This window comes from Ralstonia sp. SET104 (assembly GCF_003851545.1).
Lineage (GTDB): Bacteria > Pseudomonadota > Gammaproteobacteria > Burkholderiales > Burkholderiaceae > Ralstonia.
In genome coordinates, this window is record NZ_BHVX01000003.1 from 1 (window position 1) to 15,060 (window position 15,060).

The following is a 15,060-nucleotide window of genomic DNA, read 5'->3' on the forward strand; positions in this document are numbered from 1 at the left end:
GTCCTAGTCGGCGTCAGCATACGGAATGTGGCAATTCAGGCCCACGGAATTGTTCGAAGAACCTTTTTTATTGCCTGCCGAATCAAACAAGGTGACGATGCCCCAATCGGCGGGCAGGCTTTGGTACAGTGTGCCGAATAGGCCGCGTGATGTGTTCGCCCCCGTTTCTAGTGGCGAGATCGACGTCCGCCATCGCCTGATGGTTTCATTGCTGGAGTCCCGCACCCATGGCCCAAGTGGTACTTGCCTTCATCGTCGTGGCGGCTGCCGTGTTTTACATTCTGGTCAAGGCACCGCAGACCGACGCCCAGCCCCCGGCCCCCGCAGCGCCCGCCGTAGCAGCGGCTCCCGTGCCGCCTCCTCCGCCGTTGGCCGCGTCCGCACCGGCTGCCGAGACGCACGCCGCACCGGCCAGCACACCGACTGCATCAAAACCCACGGCGGCTTCTGCACCCGTCGCCGCGAGCAGCGTGGCAGCCGAAGCATCGGCGCCCGTGGCCAAGCCTTGACATTTTCGCCCTAAGGATTTCGCAGCGGGCGTCGCGCAGCGGCGTACAAGGGTAAAATAATGCCCCTTCATTGTTCCAACGACCGGTACGGCACAGCATGGCAGGATTTCGCTCCAAGGCTCCCCAACGTCTTTCCCCCGATGCAGAACGGCTGGTGGCCGATGCGCTGGCGCTCGATGCATCGGGCAGCCGCATCGAAGACGTCTATTGGGAACAAAGGCTGTCCGAACGTCTTTCCCGGCTGCTCAAGAACGGCAGCCAGACCGCGCTCGACGCCGCGCTAGACCATCTTTTCAAGCACAACGAGGAAGCCTCCGACGTGCTGGCCGAACAGGCCGAAACACTGGCCGAATCGGCCATCCTTAGCTCGGGTGGCATCGAATATGACGCGCTGCTGATCGCAGCGCCGATCCTGGCGCATACCCGCTACATGATCCCGTCGGGTGCGATCAAGCCAGAGATGGCGCAAACGCTGCAGGTACACCTGCAGGCGCACGTGATGGCCTCCAACGCCCGCGTGGCGCTGGCGCCTTACCTGTACAGCATCGATCAGCTGCCACGCACGCATTCCGATACCTTCGCGCTCACACACAAGCTGGCCGCCTATGCGCTGTCCGGCCAACAGGCCAAGGTCGAATTGCGCGACATGCCGGAAACAGCACCCATCCTGGCTGATCCGCGCTACCTGGTGGCCGTCGTCGTGGCGCAGCACGGCCAGCCGCTGTTCCGCTGGCAGCAAGACGCCAAGGAGCACCACGCCGAGCGCTCTGCCTGCCTGGAGCAATGGCGCGAGCAGGTCACGCCGACCATCTCAACGCTGATGCCCGGCTGCGAGTTCGACCTGCTGCTGCCGGATGCCTTCTTTCTGTCCTGCCGCGAGTCCGACAAGCAGATCCGCCCGCTGACGGTGCGTGCTGCCGTCAACTATCTGCAGGGCGCGCTGGACATGCCGGCCAACCGCTTCGGCGCCATCATCGGCGCATTCGGCGAAGAGCAGATCGAGGAATACCGCGTAGCCTTCACGGTGCGCGGCGAAAAAGACCTCATCTACGGCATCGTCTGGCCCGTATATGGCCGCGACGGTGGCGCCACGGATGTCACCGCCGAGGGCGAGCCCGGCAGCCCGCTGGAACAGATCTGCGACGAACTGCGCGCCTGTGGCATTGAGGACATCTTCCGCCACGGCCAACTCTTCGAGCCGGAGTACTGCGAAGACTGCGGCGCCCCGCTCTATGCCGATCGCTCTGCCGACATCGTTCACGCAGAGATGCCCGAAGACGCGCCGACACAGCAGCCGCTGTTCCACTGACTCGTGCCGCACAGCACCAAAGCCACCTTCGGGTGGCTTTTTTTGTTGCGCCAGAACCGCCTACAACGCGTGTTCATATCGATTGTCGATTTGCGACACGCGCGGCAAACCCGGCTGCGGCACAATGACACCCTCTCGCCACAGAGCATCACCGCCCGAACCCCAGGAGCCTCCCGATGACAACCCGCCCCCTGCTTCGCGCCTTGATCCGCAACCTCGCCGCATGCGCGCTGGCGGCGGCGGCCGCGGCGCCACTGGCCGCGCTGGCCGACGACCTTCGCATCGGCCTGTCCGCTGACGTCACGTCGATGGACCCGCAATGGAACAACGCCGGCCCCAACAATGCGATGGCGCTGCACATCTTTGAGTCGCTGGTCTTTCTCGACAAAAACGGCCGCTACACGCCGGGCCTGGCTACCTCGTGGAAAGCCATCGACGCCAACACGTGGGAGATCAAGCTCCGCCCCAACGTGAAGTGGAGCGACGGCACACCGTTCACCGGCGAAGACGTAAAGGCCTCGATCGAGCGGCCTGCCCGCTTGACCAACAGCCCCGGCCCGTTCACGAGCTACACCAAGTCGATTACCGACGTGCAGATCGTCGATCCGCTCACAGTGCGGCTCAAGGTGTCGATCCCGAACTACGCGAGCATCCCGAACGACCTGAACAGCCTGCCCATCATCCCGAAGAAGGTGGCCAATGCAACGCAGGCGGACTTTGATGCAGGCCGCGCGATGATTGGCACGGGCCCGTTCCTATTCGACCACTTCACGCGCGGGCAGGAAATCGTGCTGAAGAAGAACCCGAACTACTGGGGCCGCCCGTCGCACGCCTCGCAGTGGGACAAAGTCACCTTCAAGATCATCACTGACAATGCCGCACGTACAGCCGCCCTGCTCTCGGGCGATGTGGATGTCGTCGAGGCCGTGCCCGCCGCCGATGTGCCGCGCATCAAGCAGGACCCCAAGTTCCACCTTGAACAGCAGGTGTCGTGGCGCACAATTTTCTGGCAGATGGACCAGAGCCGCGATGTGTCACCGTTTGTGACAGACAAGGCCGGCAAGCCGCTGGCCAAGAACCCGCTCAAGGATCATCGCGTGCGTGAAGCGGTTGCGCTGGCCATCAACCGCGATGCCATCGTCAGCCGCGTGCTCGAGGGCCAGGGCGTGGTGGCATCGAGCATCGTGTCGCCGCAGATCTTTGGGCACCCAGGCGGCAAGCCGATCGCGTACGACCCCGATCGCGCCAAGAAACTGCTTGCCGAGGCCGGCTATCCGAACGGCTTTGGGCTCACGCTGCATGCCACCAACAACCGTTACCTGAACGACGCGCAGGTCGCGCAGACCACCGCGCAACTGCTCACGCGCATCGGCATCCAGACCAAGGTGGAAACGTTGCCGGTGGCGGCATATTTCTCGCGCGCGCGTCAGGGCGAGTTCTCGTTCATGATGCTCGGCTGGGGCTCGGTGGCGGCAGATGTGGCGCTGCGCAGCATTCTTGGCACACCCAACGCGCAAACCGGCTATGGCTCCTGGAACTGGGGCCGCTACAGCAATCCGGAACTGGACAAGCTGGTGCAGACGTCGCTGTCGACCGTCTCGAGCGAACAGGCACACGAGCTGGCTGCCAAGAACGCCGCGCGTTTTGCGCAGCAGGACTACGCGATCATCCCGTCGCACCATCAGCTCGCCACGTGGGCAATGCGCAAGGGCATCCGCTACGAGGCGCGTACCGACGAATGGTCACTCGCCTGGTTGTTCACCAAGCAATGAGGATCACTGCATAACGAACACCATGCCGTAACGCGCTGTTACAGCAAAATCACCAGATGTGCCGCATCGGGGGCGCATTGGGGTAACTAGCAGGAACTTTCAGCGCGGGCTTTCCTCTATCATGGCGATTTCCACGCCGACACCCTGTAATACTCGTGATGTTGCGACCCAAACTACTCTGTCTCGGCGTCTTCGCTTTGCTGGCCGCCTGCTCCAACCTGCAGACTGAACCGACCAATACGTCGGCCCTGTCGGCCCAGGCCACCAACGCCACGCCGACCAACTCCGCGCAAACCAAGCCGGCCATCCAGCCCGTTCCGACCACGCCGCCCATCGTCTTCGGCTCGACCGATAGCAGCGGCACCACCACGGTCAACCTGCCGTCCAAGGACAAGATGAGCTTGTCCGAGTACCGTGCGCAGACCCGTGACCGCCTGATTCAATCGGAAGGTGCCCGCCCCGACGTGGCCGACTGTGCCGCGCATGCAAGCTGGATCATTCCGCGCTCGACCAATTTCGATCAGTTCCGCCTGCCGACCGGCGCGCTGTCCAACGACCAGGCCAAAGTCGAGCCGTGGGACTCGCGCTTCTCGTCGAGCAAGCAAGGCGCGATCAAGGTATCGAGCGTGATCAGCTTCAATGCCGCTGTGCACAAGCGCGGCACGGGCAACGACCAATGGGAGCCGGTGCGCGTGCGCTGCGGCTATGACGAAGGCATGATGCTGGCGTACGAGCTGCTCGACGCCAATGGCCAGCCGTTCGCTGCGCCGGCCGCAGCGCCGTCGTCGACAGCGCGCACGCATTGCCGCCGCGGCCATCGCTGCACGACCTCCGCTGTGCGCGGCAAGAGCACCGCCAAGGGCAAGGCCTCGACAAAGTCCGCGGGCAAGGCCGCCAAGAGCAGCGGCACGGCGAAAGCAAAGTCGACAACGGCCAGCAAATCCACCGCCAAGAAGACGACGAAGAAGTCATCCTCCAACTAAGCGCAGCGCGCCGCCCACACAGGCGGCGCAGCGCTTGTCTTCAGCCGAGATACTCCAGGATCGCCTGCAGCATGGCCGCACCCAATGCGGCGCTGCGGGCGCCGTCCCACCCCACGCGTGCGTCGGGCAGGTCGGCGTTGTCCTTGAACGGCATTTCCAGCGTCAATGACAAGCAACCATACGTGTGGCCGATGTACTTCGAGGCGAGCTTGAGCGCGTCTTCGTTGTACTTGCTGGCCTCGTAGCCGTATCGCGTCTGGAAATCGGATGATGCGCGCAGGAAGGCTGCGACAAAACGGTCCTGATCAGCACGCTGCGCATCGGTGAAGCCCGGCAGCATCTCACTGCCCGCCACGAACACATACGGCAGCGCCTCGTCGCCGTGGATGTCGAAGAACAGGTCGACACCGGTCTGCTCGATGGCCTGACGCACGCACAGCACTTCGGGGCTGCGCTGGGCGTCGGGCTCCATCCACTCACGGTTCAGGTTGGCGCCCGCAGCGTTGGTGCGCAGGTTGCCGAGCGACGAGCCGTCTGGGTTCATGTTCGGCACGATGTGAAAGACAGCACGCTCGGCGAGTACGCGGCCAACGGGATCGCCGCCCCAGACACCCTGACGGGTCAGGCGCGCGAGCAAGCCTTCCACAAACCACTCGGCCATCGTCTCGCCCGGATGCTGGCGCGCGATGATCCACACGTTCTTCTTGCCCGGGCCGGGCTCGCCGACAATGATGCGCGTCATGTCGCGGCCCTGCACCGTGCTGCCGAGCCGCTGCGTGCGCACACCAGGCCTGGTTTGCGCGGCGGCCACCAACGAGAGATGCCGCTCATCCGAATACGGCTCGAAATACGCAAACCAGATGCTGTCGTGCTCGGGCGTCAGCTCGATGGTCATCGTCTTGCCGTCATAGCGCGTCGGCACGCGGAACCAGTGCTCGCGGTCATACGAGGCGACGGCGTGGTAATCCTTCCAGCCTGCGGCGTAGGTGCATTCGCCCGCGTTTTCCAGGGCCAGCTTGCAGGCTTGGCCCTGCGCGCCCTGCAGGCGGAAGTGGAACCACTGCATGAAGTCGGCGTGCGAATCGCGGCGAATGCGCAGGCGGATGGCATCGGCGCGTGCAGCATCGATGATCTCGATGGCGCCGCTGTCAAACGAGCTGGAAATGTGCAGTTGAGTGGCAGTCATATCGTGTCCTTCCTGTCGGTACATGGAGACAGCGGAATTCAGGTGGACTTGCGGCGGAAGACCCAGCGCTCGTCATCGGAATCGGCGGCGGCAAACGCGTAACCGTCAACATCGAACGCCTTGAGCTTGCGCGGATCGGCGATGCGATGCTCGATCGCGTAACGCGCCATCAACCCGCGCGCGCGTTTAGCGTAGAACGAGATGATCTTGTACTGACCGTTCTTCCAATCCTCGAAGACCGGCGTGACGATGCGCGCCTTGAGCACCTTGGGCCGCACCACCTTGAAATACTCTTCCGATGCGAGGTTAACGAGCATGGGGTCATCCGCCTGATTGAAGAGCTTGTTGAGCGCAAGCGTCACATCATCGCCCCAGAAGGCGTAGAGATCCTTGCCGTGCGGATTGGCCAGGCGCGTGCCCATTTCCAGGCGATACGGCTGCATCCAGTCAAGCGGCCGCAGCACGCCGTACAGGCCCGACAGAATGCGCAGATGCTTTTGCGCGAATTGCAGATCCTCGGCCGACAGCGAATTGGCATCGAGTCCGCCGTAGACATCACCATCAAAGGCCAGCGCGGCCTGCTTGCTGTTGTCGGCGGTGAATTCGGCAGACCAGTCCCCGTAGCGGGTGGCGTTGAGCACCGCTAATGGATCGGAAATCTTCATCAGCGTGCCGATCTGGGCCGGCGACAGCTTGCGAAGCACTTCAATAAGTTCTGCAGAGCGCGCGATGAAATCGGGCAGCGTGTGGGTCTTGGTGCGCGGCGGTGTGTCGTAGTCGAGCGACTTGGCCGGCGAGAGGACGATGATCATGTCAGAATCGCGGTTCACAAGTCTGGAATTGTATCGAATGGCAGACGCTGCCGCCCTCGCCCACTCCACCCAGGCGCCGGTCCCGCGCGTGGTGCTGGATTCCAACATCTGGGTCGACATCCTCATCTTTGACGACGCCGTTGCGCGCCCGATTCGCGCGGCGCTGGAAGCCGGCCGGCTGGACGCCATCATCAGCCCTGCATGCCGCGAAGAACTGCGCCGCGTGCTCGACTATCCGCAATTCGCCCGCTACGCCGTCGATGTGCAAGCTGCCCTTGCCTGGGTCGATCGCGTGACCCGCTCGGTGGCCGACCCGGCGGAAACAACACCGGCGGCCCGCACGCAAGGTGAAACGTTCGTCCCGCGCTGCAAGGACCGCGACGACCAGAAATTCCTCGCGCTGGCCGATGCCGCCGGCGTTGCGTATCTCGTCTCCAAGGACCGCGCCGTGCTCAAGCTCAAGCGCCGCATGGCCAAGTATTGCGACGTGGCGGTGCTGCCACCCAAGCAGTTTGTTGCACAGGTCCAGTTGGAGATCGCTTCCCTTGCTGCAATCCAACATCAGGCTTGAAGCCGTCTTGTCATGACCACTGCTGCTTTCTCCGCTGAATCGCTCGCGCCCATCGCTGCGCCGCCCTCGCGGCTGCCCAACGTCGGCACCACCATCTTCACCGTAATGTCGGCGCTGGCCGTGGAAAAGCAGGCCGTCAACCTGGGCCAGGGTTTTCCGGATTTCGACTGCGACCCGCGCATCGTCGATGCGGTGTCCGATGCGATGCGCGCGGGCCTGAACCAATACCCGCCGATGACGGGCGTGCCCGCTCTGCGCCATGCCATCGCGGCGAAGGTTGCCAATCTGTACGGCCATACATACGACGCCGACCGCGAAATCACCATCACCGCCGGGGCCACGCAGGCGCTGCTGACGGCTGTGCTGTGCTGCGTGCATCCGGGCGACGAAGTGATCGTCTTCGAGCCGACGTACGACAGCTACATTCCGTCAATCGAGCTGGCCGGCGGCAAAGTCGTGCCGATCACGCTGAACGCGCCGGACTTCCGCATCCCGTTCGACACGCTGGCCGCCGCCATCACGCCGCGCACGCGCCTGATCATGCTCAACACACCGCACAACCCGACCGGCACGGTCTGGCATGCGAGCGACATGCAGAAGCTGGCCGAGATCCTCGCGCCCACTAACGTGCTGCTGCTCTCCGACGAGGTGTACGAGCACATGGTGTACGACGGCGTACCGCACGCATCGGTTGCGCGCATCCCGGAACTGGCACGCCGCGCCTTCGTGGTGTCGAGCTTCGGCAAGACGTATCACGTGACGGGCTGGAAGGTCGGCTATGTGGCCGCACCTGCAGCACTGACGACGGAGTTCCGCAAGGTGCACCAGTTCAACGTGTTCACGGTCAACACGCCGATGCAGCATGGGCTGGCAAACTACATGGCCGATCCGCGCCCGTATCTGGACCTGCCTGCGTTCTACCAGCACAAGCGCGACCTGTTCCGCGCGGGGCTGGAGAAGACCCGCTTCAAACTGCTGCCGTGCCAGGGCACGTACTTCCAGTGTGTGGACTACAGCGCCGTCTCCGATCTGCCCGAGGCCGAGTTCGCCAAGTGGCTGACGAGCGAGATCGGCGTGGCGGCGATCCCCGTGTCAGCGTTCTATTCGCAGCCGCACGAATCGGGGGTGGTGCGCTTTTGCTTCGCCAAGAAAGACGAAACGCTCCAACTTGCGCTGGAGCGTTTGTCGAAGGTGTAAAGCGGAGCAGCCGATCAACGCTTGCTGGCGTAGTGCGCCAGCATCTGCTCCAGGTTCGCCTTGCTGTCCGCGCGCATCTTCTGCACGTTGGGGTTCTCGGCCATCTTGGCCAGGTAAGGCTTGACGCCCTCGACCTGCGCCAGCAGGTCTTCACCGTAGATGATCTTGGTGGCCGAACTGACCAGCGGGAAGTGCACGATGGCCGCGCAATCCGCAATGGTGAACGTATCGCCCGCCACGTAAGGCGAGAACTTGAACAACTTGGCCGCAGCCGGAACGTTCTTCTGCAGTTGCTCGCGCGTTTTCGCCTTCAGGTTGTCGCTGATCTTTCCGCCAAAGAACGCCTCGGGAAACAGCTGACGCGCGACCAGTTCCAAGTGCAGCTCCAGGAACGTCACCACTTCGCGCACCTTCGCGGCCTGAAACGGATCAGCCGGAATCAGCGGATGCTGCGGGTAGCGCGCCTCCAGGTAATCGATGATGACCTGCGATTCGCACATCCCGCCGTCCTCACCCACCAGATATGGCACCTTGTGCAACGGCGAAACCTCGCCGTCGGTCTGGTCGGGCCAGCGCAGCGATTCCTCGAATGCAATCCCCTTCTCCATCAGCGCGAGCTTGACCTTGTTGTAGTAGTTGCTCGCAGAAAAACCGTATAGCGTCAGCATGAACCCGTCTCCTTGGTAATTTGGCCGTCCGTTATGGTCGGTGCGGATGCCAGAAATCGCACGCTCGTGCTATTTTAGCCAGACTTTTTTCCATCGCAGTGGAATTCATATGCAGACTATCGGGATAGTGGGTACCGGCGCCATGGGGCGTGGCATTGCGCAAATCTCGGCCCAGGCCGGTTTGCGGGTCAAGCTGTTTGACGCCAACGCGCAAGCCGTGGAAGCGGCGCGCGCGGCACTGGGCGACACGCTGACCAAGCTGGCCGCCAAAGGCAAGCTCACGGCGGATGACGCCAACGCCACAATCGCTCGGTTGATTCCGGCCAGCGCCCTCACCGACCTGGCCGACTGCGATCTCGTGATCGAAGCCATCGTTGAGAAGCTGGACGTCAAGCGCGAGCTCTTCCGTCAGCTTGAGGACATCGTCGGCGCGGATGCGATCCTGGCGTCGAATACCTCGTCGCTCTCGATCACTTCCATCGCAGCAGCATGCAAGCACCCAGAGCGGGTGGCGGGCTTCCACTTCTTTAACCCGGTGCCGCTGATGAAGGTGGTCGAGGTGATCGACGGCCTGCGCAGCGCGCCTGCCACCGGCGATGCCCTGGCCGCACTCGCCAAGCGCATGGGCCACACCGCCGTGCGCTGCATCGACATGCCGGGCTTCATCGTCAACCACGCCGGGCGCGGCATGAACACCGAAGGCTTGCGCGTCGCCCAGGAAAGCGTGGCCGCGTTTGCCGATGTGGACGCCATCATGCGCGAGCAAGCGGGCTTTCGCATGGGCCCGTTCGAGCTGATGGACCTGACGGGGCTGGATGTCTCGCACCCGGTCATGGAATCGGTCTATCGCCAGTTCTATGACGAGCCGCGCTATCGCCCTTCACAGATCACGGCGGTGCGCTTTGCCGGCGGCATTCTCGGCCGCAAGACGGGCGAAGGGTTCTACCGCTACCCCGATGGGCAGAAGGAGGTCCGCGCCGAACCATCCGTGCCGACCGCGCGCCCATCATCTGTGTGGATCAGCCGCGCGCATGAAGCCGGCCACGCCGCCGCGCAACGTCTGTTGCTCGATCTGGGTATCACGCCGGAAGCGGGCTCCAAACCGCCAGCCAACGCGCTGATCATCGTGACGCCACGCGGCTTGGATGCCACTGCGTGCGTTGCGGCTGAGGGGCTGGATGCGCGCCGCACCGTGGCGCTCGACACGCTCTACCCGTTTGCCGCCACCAAGCGCCGCACGCTGATGACCACGCCCGCCACCGACCCGGCCTACCGCGATGCCGCACATGGCTTACTCGCTTCTGACGGCGTGCCGGTGACGGTGATCCGCGATTCGGGCGGCTTCGTTGCGCAGCGCATCGTCGCGTGCATCGTCAACATTGCGTGCGACATCGCGCAACAACGCATCGCCACACCAACCGACATTGACCTCGCCGTCACGCTGGGCTTGGGCTATCCGCAGGGGCCGCTGGCGCTGGGCGATACGCTGGGCGCCAACGCCGTGCTCGAAGTGCTGCAAAACCTCTACACGCTCTACGGCGACCCGCGTTATCGTCCGAGCCCGTGGCTGCTGCGTCGTGCCCGTCTGGGCATGTCGCTATTGACGCTCGACGCCTGATTGCCGCCCACCCACACGAGGCCGCCATGACTGCACAACTGCTCTCGAAACGCATCGGCTCCACGCTGGTGCTCACGCTGTCCAACCCCGACGCACGCAACGCGCTGGATCCAGTGATGTACACCTCGTCGATGGAAGCTCTGGACCGTGCCGCCAACGACAACGAGATCCGCGCCATCATCTTCACCGGTGCCGGCAACGCGTTCTGCGCGGGCGGCAACCTGAACCGCCTGCTGGAAAATCGCAGCAAACCGAAGAGCGTGCAGGAAGACGGCATCGACGCGCTCAACCATTGGATCGAAACGATCCGCACGTTTCCCAAGCCGGTGATTGCGGCAGTGGAAGGCCCCGCGGCAGGTGCGGGCTTCTCGCTGGTGCTGGCGTGCGACTTTGCGATTGCCGCGTCGGATGCGAAGTTCGTGATGGCGTATGTGAACGTGGCATTGACGCCGGACGGCGGCGGCTCGTGGCACATCGCGCGCTTCCTGCCACGCCCGCTGGCGAGCGAAATCATCATGCTAGGCAAGCCCGTCGGGGCAGAACGGCTGGCGCATTTCGGTCTGATCAACGAGGTCGTCAAACCCGGCGAGGCATTGGACCACGCGCTGGCGTTGGCAGAAAAACTCGCCGCGCAATCGCCGCATGCGGTGGGCCGCATCAAGGGCCTGATCGCCAACGCAGAAGACGCTTCACTGCACGATCACCTCAAGGCCGAGCAGCACAGCTTTGTCGAAGCGCTGCATCACGCTGATGGCAACGAAGGCATCTCCGCCTTCCTGCAAAAGCGCAAACCCCAATACCGCTAATCACACGTTCGCATGGTTCCCTTCCCGACACCCAAGCGCCGGCGCGTTTATCTGATGCGTCATGGCGCCGTGACGTACTTCGATGAAACCGGCCGACCCGTGGTGCCCGAAACGGTGCCGCTCAACGAAGAAGGCCGCAGGCAGGCAACCGCGGCCGGCCAGATCTTTGCGGCAGAAAACGTCGTCTTCGATCGGGTGATCGTCAGCGGGCTGCCACGCACGGTGGAGACCGCTCAACGCGTGCTGGCCGAAATGCCCGCTATGCAGGAACGCGGCATTACGCTCGACCAATGGCCCGAACTGCAGGAGATCCGTGGCGGCAAGCTGGCAGAAATTCCCGAGCACAAAGTAGCGCAGGCCTTTATCGGCGCGTTTGAAGGCACGGTGCCGGAAGACCGGCGCTTCCTGAACGGCGAGAGCATCGGCGAGTTTCTCGACCGCGTGATCCCGGCCATCGTCCAACTGCGCGCGCAGCCCAACTGGGACACCGTACTGCTGGTGCTGCACGGCGGCACCAACCGCGCGATTCTCTCGCACGCCATCACTGGCGGCGAGCGCGTGTTCTTCGGCAACCTCGCGCAGACCGCCGGCTGCATCAACGTGCTCGACGTGGGTGACGCCCCGACCGACTGGGTGCTGCGCATGAGCAATTTCTCGGCGCCCTCGCCTACGCATTTCGGCTCGCGGCTGACGACAATGGAGGTGCTGCTGCAGCAATACCTTCAACATCGCCAGCCGGCTGCCTGACTTTTCCAAACACACAACAAGATTCGGAGACACACCCATGGCACAGACGGAGCAGCAGGATTTCTCGGCCTTTGAAGGGACGCGCCCAGTGGCGGAGCAACAGAAATTCGACGTCAATGCGCTGCAAGCGTGGATGCGCACGCACATCGACGGCTTTGCCGGCCCGCTCACCGTTGAGCAATTCAAGGGCGGCCAGTCGAACCCGACCTTCAAGCTGATCACGCCAACGCAGACTTACGTGATGCGCGCCAAGCCCGGGCCGAAGGCGAAGCTGCTGCCCTCCGCGCACGCCATCGAGCGCGAGTACCGCGTGATGGATGCACTCGCCAAGACCGATGTGCCCGTCGCAAAAATGGTTGCACTGTGCGAAGACGAAGCCGTCATCGGCCGCGCCTTCTACATCATGGAGTTCGTGCAGGGCCGCGTGCTGTGGGACCAGGCATTGCCCGGCATGGAGCCGGCCGAGCGCACCGCGATCTACGACGAGATGAACCGTGTCATCTCGACGCTGCACACGGTGGACTATGCCGCCATCGGCCTGGCCGACTACGGCAAGCCCGGCAACTACTTCGCACGCCAGATCGAGCGCTGGAGCAAGCAATACAAGCTGTCGGAAACGGAGTCGATTCCGGCCATGGACAACCTGATCGAATGGCTGCCCAAGCACGTGCCGCAGGAAGCAGAAGAGATCACCAGCATCGTCCACGGCGACTACCGGCTCGACAACCTGATCTTCCACCCGACCGAGCCGCGCGTACTGGCCATCCTGGATTGGGAGCTTTCCACGCTGGGCCACCCGCTGGCCGACTTCAGCTATCACTGCATGAGCTGGCACATCGAGCCGGGGCAGTTCCGCGGCGTGGCAGGGCTGGACTTCGCAGCGCTGGGCATTCCGTCGGAAGCCGAGTACATCCGCCAGTATGAAGAGCGCACCGGCCGCCGCATCACCGGCGACTGGAACTTCTACCTCGCCTACAACATGTTCCGCATTGCCGGCATCCTGCAGGGGATCATGAAGCGCGTGGTGGACGGCACGGCGTCTTCAGCGCAAGCGCTGGAAGCGGGCAAGCGCGCCCGCCCGATGGCTGAACTCGGCTGGAAGTACGCCCAGCAGGCCGGCGCGTGACGTTGCGCCCCGCTCAGTAGCGGCTGACTCGTACTCGCACGCCGCCTCCAGCGGACAGGACAGCGGCGCTTCCAGCTCCAGCTCCAGCACCACCCCGCCCGGCAACTGCACGAAGATCTGTGCGGCAGGCCGCGCGGGGTGTTTTCTTACCTGATGCGGGATACCGCTATCACCCACGGCAGCCAGCACATCGGCCGCAGCTTTGCTGGCGGATTTTCTCGCTGCGCGTTTTGCACAGTTCAGCGCGCGCTATCCATTCCCGTCGGCAAATGCTGCAACAGCGTCGTCCAGGGCCACCTCTGCCATGGCGGCGAATACGTGATCGCGCAGCCAGCGGCTGGCGGCATCCTGGTCACTGTTGGTGTGCCAGTACAGGTACAGCTCCAGCGGCGACACCCTGAACGGCAGTGGCAGCAGCACGTTGCCATACGGCTCGTTGGCGATGCGCGCGTACCGGATCGGTAGCGTCGCGAGCAGATCGGTGCAGCTCACCACGCGGCAGGCCGCCGGGTAGTGTTGGCAGCGTAGCCGCACGCGCCGCTCGTGTCCGAGGCGACGCAGTTCCACGTCCTCCAGCCCCGCGCCCCGACGCCGGGACGACACATGCACGTGCTCGCACGCGAGGTAGCGCTCCAGTGTCAGCGGTTCGTGCGCGATGGGGTGGCCGGGGCGCGCCAGCACCACCATCGGATCGGTCAGCAGTGGCGCATGCCGGATCGCCGGCGACGCCGGCAGCAGAATGTCCGCCGCCGCGTCGATGGTGCCCGCCAGCAGTTCGGCTTCGAGTTGGCGGCGGTCTCCGCGCACGGTGGTTACGTCGATGCGCGGCGCTTCCTTGGCGATGGCCGCCATGAGCGGCGGCAGCAGCGTTGCTTCCAATGCATCGCGCATCGACAGCGTGAAGCGGCGCTCACTCGCGGCAGGGTCGAAGCGCGTGCCCTCACGCAAGGTGCGCTCGAAGCCTTGCAGCGCCGTGCGCACCTCCGCGATGAGCGTGCGCGCCAGCGGCGTCGGCACCATGCCCTGCCCGCGCCGCTCGAACAGCGGGTCGTCAAACAACTCGCGCAGCCGCCCCAGCGCATGGCTGACGGCCGGCTGCGTCAGGTTGAGCGTCCGTGCGGCCGCTGTGATCCCGCCTTCTGTATAGATGGCATCGAAGACGACAAACAGGTTCAGGTCGACCCGGGATATATGCATGATATTGATGTACCGCAATCCACGAAATTCATTTCTCTTATTGTAGGCGAAGGCTTATTCTGCCGACACCACTTGTGAGTTGCGCCACGCGCCATGACCACAGCCACCGATCTCTCCGTACCCGCAGGCTTCGTATTGCTGAACAAGCCGAGCCCCTTCCTGACGATGCTGGGGCCGGTGTATGCACATGGGATGGGCGCGTCGATGGTGATGGGTTTTCACGTGGGGCCTCACCACCTGAACCGGCGCGGCATCTTGCACGGCGGCGTGGTGGCTTCGCTGGCCGATGCAGCGCTGGGCTATTGCCTGGCAGAGCCTGCCAGTGGCGACAGCAACGAAGGCGTACTGGCCATGTCCACTGCCAGCCTCACTGTGGATTTCATCGCCTCTGCCGGAGAAGGCGACTGGATCGAGATCACCCCGCACGGATTGCGCACCGGCAGCAAACTGGCCTTTGCGCAAGCCCTGTTCCACCGTGGCGACCGGTTGATCGCGCGCGCAAGTGCAGTGTTTGCCGTGCTTGGCGGGCGAATCGCCGAGACTGCCTGAACTGAGTTGA

General features: G+C 63.8%; 15 protein-coding genes and 1 pseudogene. 11 read left to right on the top strand and 5 right to left on the bottom strand.

All coding sequences use genetic code 11. The features are described 5' to 3' along the window. The first annotated feature begins 227 nt into the window (after window positions 1–227). From PSUB009319_RS04610 to PSUB009319_RS04625, 4 genes are all read left to right on the top strand, one after another. On the top strand, window positions 228–509 hold the full coding sequence (locus PSUB009319_RS04610; protein ID WP_124381080.1) for a hypothetical protein: 282 nt from the start codon (window positions 228–230) through the stop codon (window positions 507–509). A 97-nt stretch (window positions 510–606) separates the two neighbouring features. After that, window positions 607–1,818: a DUF2863 family protein gene (locus PSUB009319_RS04615; RefSeq protein ID WP_124381081.1), complete on the top strand. Its 1,212-nt coding sequence runs from the start codon at window positions 607–609 to the stop codon at window positions 1,816–1,818. A 176-nt stretch (window positions 1,819–1,994) separates the two neighbouring features. Further along, window positions 1,995–3,590, top strand: coding sequence for an ABC transporter substrate-binding protein (locus tag PSUB009319_RS04620; protein ID WP_124381082.1), 1,596 nt, complete (start codon window positions 1,995–1,997; stop codon window positions 3,588–3,590). A 158-nt stretch (window positions 3,591–3,748) separates the two neighbouring features. Beyond that, window positions 3,749–4,573, top strand: coding sequence for a BspC domain-containing protein (locus PSUB009319_RS04625; protein ID WP_124381083.1), 825 nt, complete (start codon window positions 3,749–3,751; stop codon window positions 4,571–4,573). Window positions 4,574–4,613: 40 nt separating this feature from the next. Here the strand turns inward: PSUB009319_RS04625 and PSUB009319_RS04630 are convergent, their stop codons facing one another. After that, on the bottom strand, window positions 4,614–5,759 hold the full coding sequence (locus tag PSUB009319_RS04630) for a M14-type cytosolic carboxypeptidase (protein ID WP_124381084.1): 1,146 nt from the start codon (window positions 5,757–5,759) through the stop codon (window positions 4,614–4,616). A gap of 38 nt (window positions 5,760–5,797) precedes the next feature. Beyond that, window positions 5,798–6,571 carry a peroxide stress protein YaaA gene (gene yaaA / locus PSUB009319_RS04635; protein WP_124381085.1) on the bottom strand — a complete coding sequence of 258 codons (774 nt, stop codon included), beginning with the start codon at window positions 6,569–6,571 and terminating at the stop codon, window positions 5,798–5,800. A 37-nt stretch (window positions 6,572–6,608) separates the two neighbouring features. On the opposite strand from yaaA, the gene PSUB009319_RS04640 reads away from it, so the two are divergent. Continuing rightward, complete coding sequence (locus tag PSUB009319_RS04640; RefSeq protein WP_124381086.1) at window positions 6,609–7,142, top strand: putative toxin-antitoxin system toxin component, PIN family; 534 nt, start codon at window positions 6,609–6,611, stop codon at window positions 7,140–7,142. A 12-nt stretch (window positions 7,143–7,154) separates the two neighbouring features. Next, window positions 7,155–8,339, top strand: a complete 1,185-nt coding sequence (locus tag PSUB009319_RS04645; protein ID WP_124381087.1) for a pyridoxal phosphate-dependent aminotransferase — start codon at window positions 7,155–7,157, stop codon at window positions 8,337–8,339. 14 nt (window positions 8,340–8,353) lie between these two features. On the opposite strand, the gene PSUB009319_RS04650 is transcribed toward PSUB009319_RS04645, so the two are convergent. Beyond that, complete coding sequence (locus PSUB009319_RS04650; protein ID WP_124381088.1) at window positions 8,354–9,007, bottom strand: glutathione S-transferase; 654 nt, start codon at window positions 9,005–9,007, stop codon at window positions 8,354–8,356. Between the two features lie 109 nt (window positions 9,008–9,116). On the opposite strand from PSUB009319_RS04650, the gene PSUB009319_RS04655 reads away from it, so the two are divergent. The 4 genes from PSUB009319_RS04655 to PSUB009319_RS04670 are packed head-to-tail and all read left to right on the top strand — an operon-like array spanning window position 9,117 to window position 13,304. Beyond that, window positions 9,117–10,625: a 3-hydroxyacyl-CoA dehydrogenase gene (locus PSUB009319_RS04655; protein ID WP_124381089.1), complete on the top strand. Its 1,509-nt coding sequence runs from the start codon at window positions 9,117–9,119 to the stop codon at window positions 10,623–10,625. Between the two features lie 26 nt (window positions 10,626–10,651). Continuing rightward, window positions 10,652–11,431 (top strand): oxepin-CoA hydrolase, alternative type, encoded by a 780-nt coding sequence (locus PSUB009319_RS04660; protein WP_124381090.1) that lies wholly within the window; start codon window positions 10,652–10,654, stop codon window positions 11,429–11,431. A gap of 12 nt (window positions 11,432–11,443) precedes the next feature. Next, entirely contained in the window at window positions 11,444–12,178 is a 735-nt protein-coding gene (locus tag PSUB009319_RS04665) for a histidine phosphatase family protein (protein ID WP_124381091.1), read from the top strand. 37 nt (window positions 12,179–12,215) lie between these two features. Then, window positions 12,216–13,304, top strand: a complete 1,089-nt coding sequence (locus PSUB009319_RS04670; RefSeq protein ID WP_124381092.1) for a phosphotransferase — start codon at window positions 12,216–12,218, stop codon at window positions 13,302–13,304. Between the two features lie 30 nt (window positions 13,305–13,334). Here PSUB009319_RS04670 and PSUB009319_RS23135 read toward each other — a convergent pair. Further along, window positions 13,335–13,508, bottom strand: a pseudogene (locus tag PSUB009319_RS23135) (glyoxalase); the annotation flags it as partial. A gap of 45 nt (window positions 13,509–13,553) precedes the next feature. Continuing rightward, the gene (locus PSUB009319_RS04680; RefSeq protein WP_124381093.1) at window positions 13,554–14,501 is read right to left on the bottom strand and encodes a LysR family transcriptional regulator; all 948 of its coding nucleotides are present in this window, start codon (window positions 14,499–14,501) and stop codon (window positions 13,554–13,556) included. 93 nt (window positions 14,502–14,594) lie between these two features. On the opposite strand from PSUB009319_RS04680, the gene PSUB009319_RS04685 reads away from it, so the two are divergent. Next, window positions 14,595–15,050 (top strand): PaaI family thioesterase, encoded by a 456-nt coding sequence (locus PSUB009319_RS04685; RefSeq protein ID WP_124381094.1) that lies wholly within the window; start codon window positions 14,595–14,597, stop codon window positions 15,048–15,050. The last annotated feature ends 10 nt before the right edge of the window (window positions 15,051–15,060 follow it).

Bases quoted from the DNA above. Each gene is read 5' to 3' on its own strand.
- PSUB009319_RS04655 (WP_124381089.1), top strand. From the start codon at position 9,117: ATGCAGACTATCGGGATAGTGGGTACCGGCGCCATGGGGCGTGGCATT.
- PSUB009319_RS04670 (WP_124381092.1), top strand. From the start codon at position 12,216: ATGGCACAGACGGAGCAGCAGGATTTCTCGGCCTTTGAAGGGACGCGC.
- PSUB009319_RS04660 (WP_124381090.1), top strand. From the start codon at position 10,652: ATGACTGCACAACTGCTCTCGAAACGCATCGGCTCCACGCTGGTGCTC.
- PSUB009319_RS04630 (WP_124381084.1), bottom strand. From the start codon at position 5,759: ATGACTGCCACTCAACTGCACATTTCCAGCTCGTTTGACAGCGGCGCC.
- PSUB009319_RS04625 (WP_124381083.1), top strand. From the start codon at position 3,749: ATGTTGCGACCCAAACTACTCTGTCTCGGCGTCTTCGCTTTGCTGGCC.
- PSUB009319_RS04645 (WP_124381087.1), top strand. From the start codon at position 7,155: ATGACCACTGCTGCTTTCTCCGCTGAATCGCTCGCGCCCATCGCTGCG.
- PSUB009319_RS04615 (WP_124381081.1), top strand. From the start codon at position 607: ATGGCAGGATTTCGCTCCAAGGCTCCCCAACGTCTTTCCCCCGATGCA.
- PSUB009319_RS04610 (WP_124381080.1), top strand. From the start codon at position 228: ATGGCCCAAGTGGTACTTGCCTTCATCGTCGTGGCGGCTGCCGTGTTT.
- PSUB009319_RS04650 (WP_124381088.1), bottom strand. From the start codon at position 9,007: ATGCTGACGCTATACGGTTTTTCTGCGAGCAACTACTACAACAAGGTC.
- yaaA (WP_124381085.1), bottom strand. From the start codon at position 6,571: ATGATCATCGTCCTCTCGCCGGCCAAGTCGCTCGACTACGACACACCG.
- PSUB009319_RS04665 (WP_124381091.1), top strand. From the start codon at position 11,444: ATGGTTCCCTTCCCGACACCCAAGCGCCGGCGCGTTTATCTGATGCGT.
- PSUB009319_RS04640 (WP_124381086.1), top strand. From the start codon at position 6,609: ATGGCAGACGCTGCCGCCCTCGCCCACTCCACCCAGGCGCCGGTCCCG.
- PSUB009319_RS04685 (WP_124381094.1), top strand. From the start codon at position 14,595: ATGACCACAGCCACCGATCTCTCCGTACCCGCAGGCTTCGTATTGCTG.
- PSUB009319_RS04620 (WP_124381082.1), top strand. From the start codon at position 1,995: ATGACAACCCGCCCCCTGCTTCGCGCCTTGATCCGCAACCTCGCCGCA.
- PSUB009319_RS04680 (WP_124381093.1), bottom strand. From the start codon at position 14,501: ATGCATATATCCCGGGTCGACCTGAACCTGTTTGTCGTCTTCGATGCC.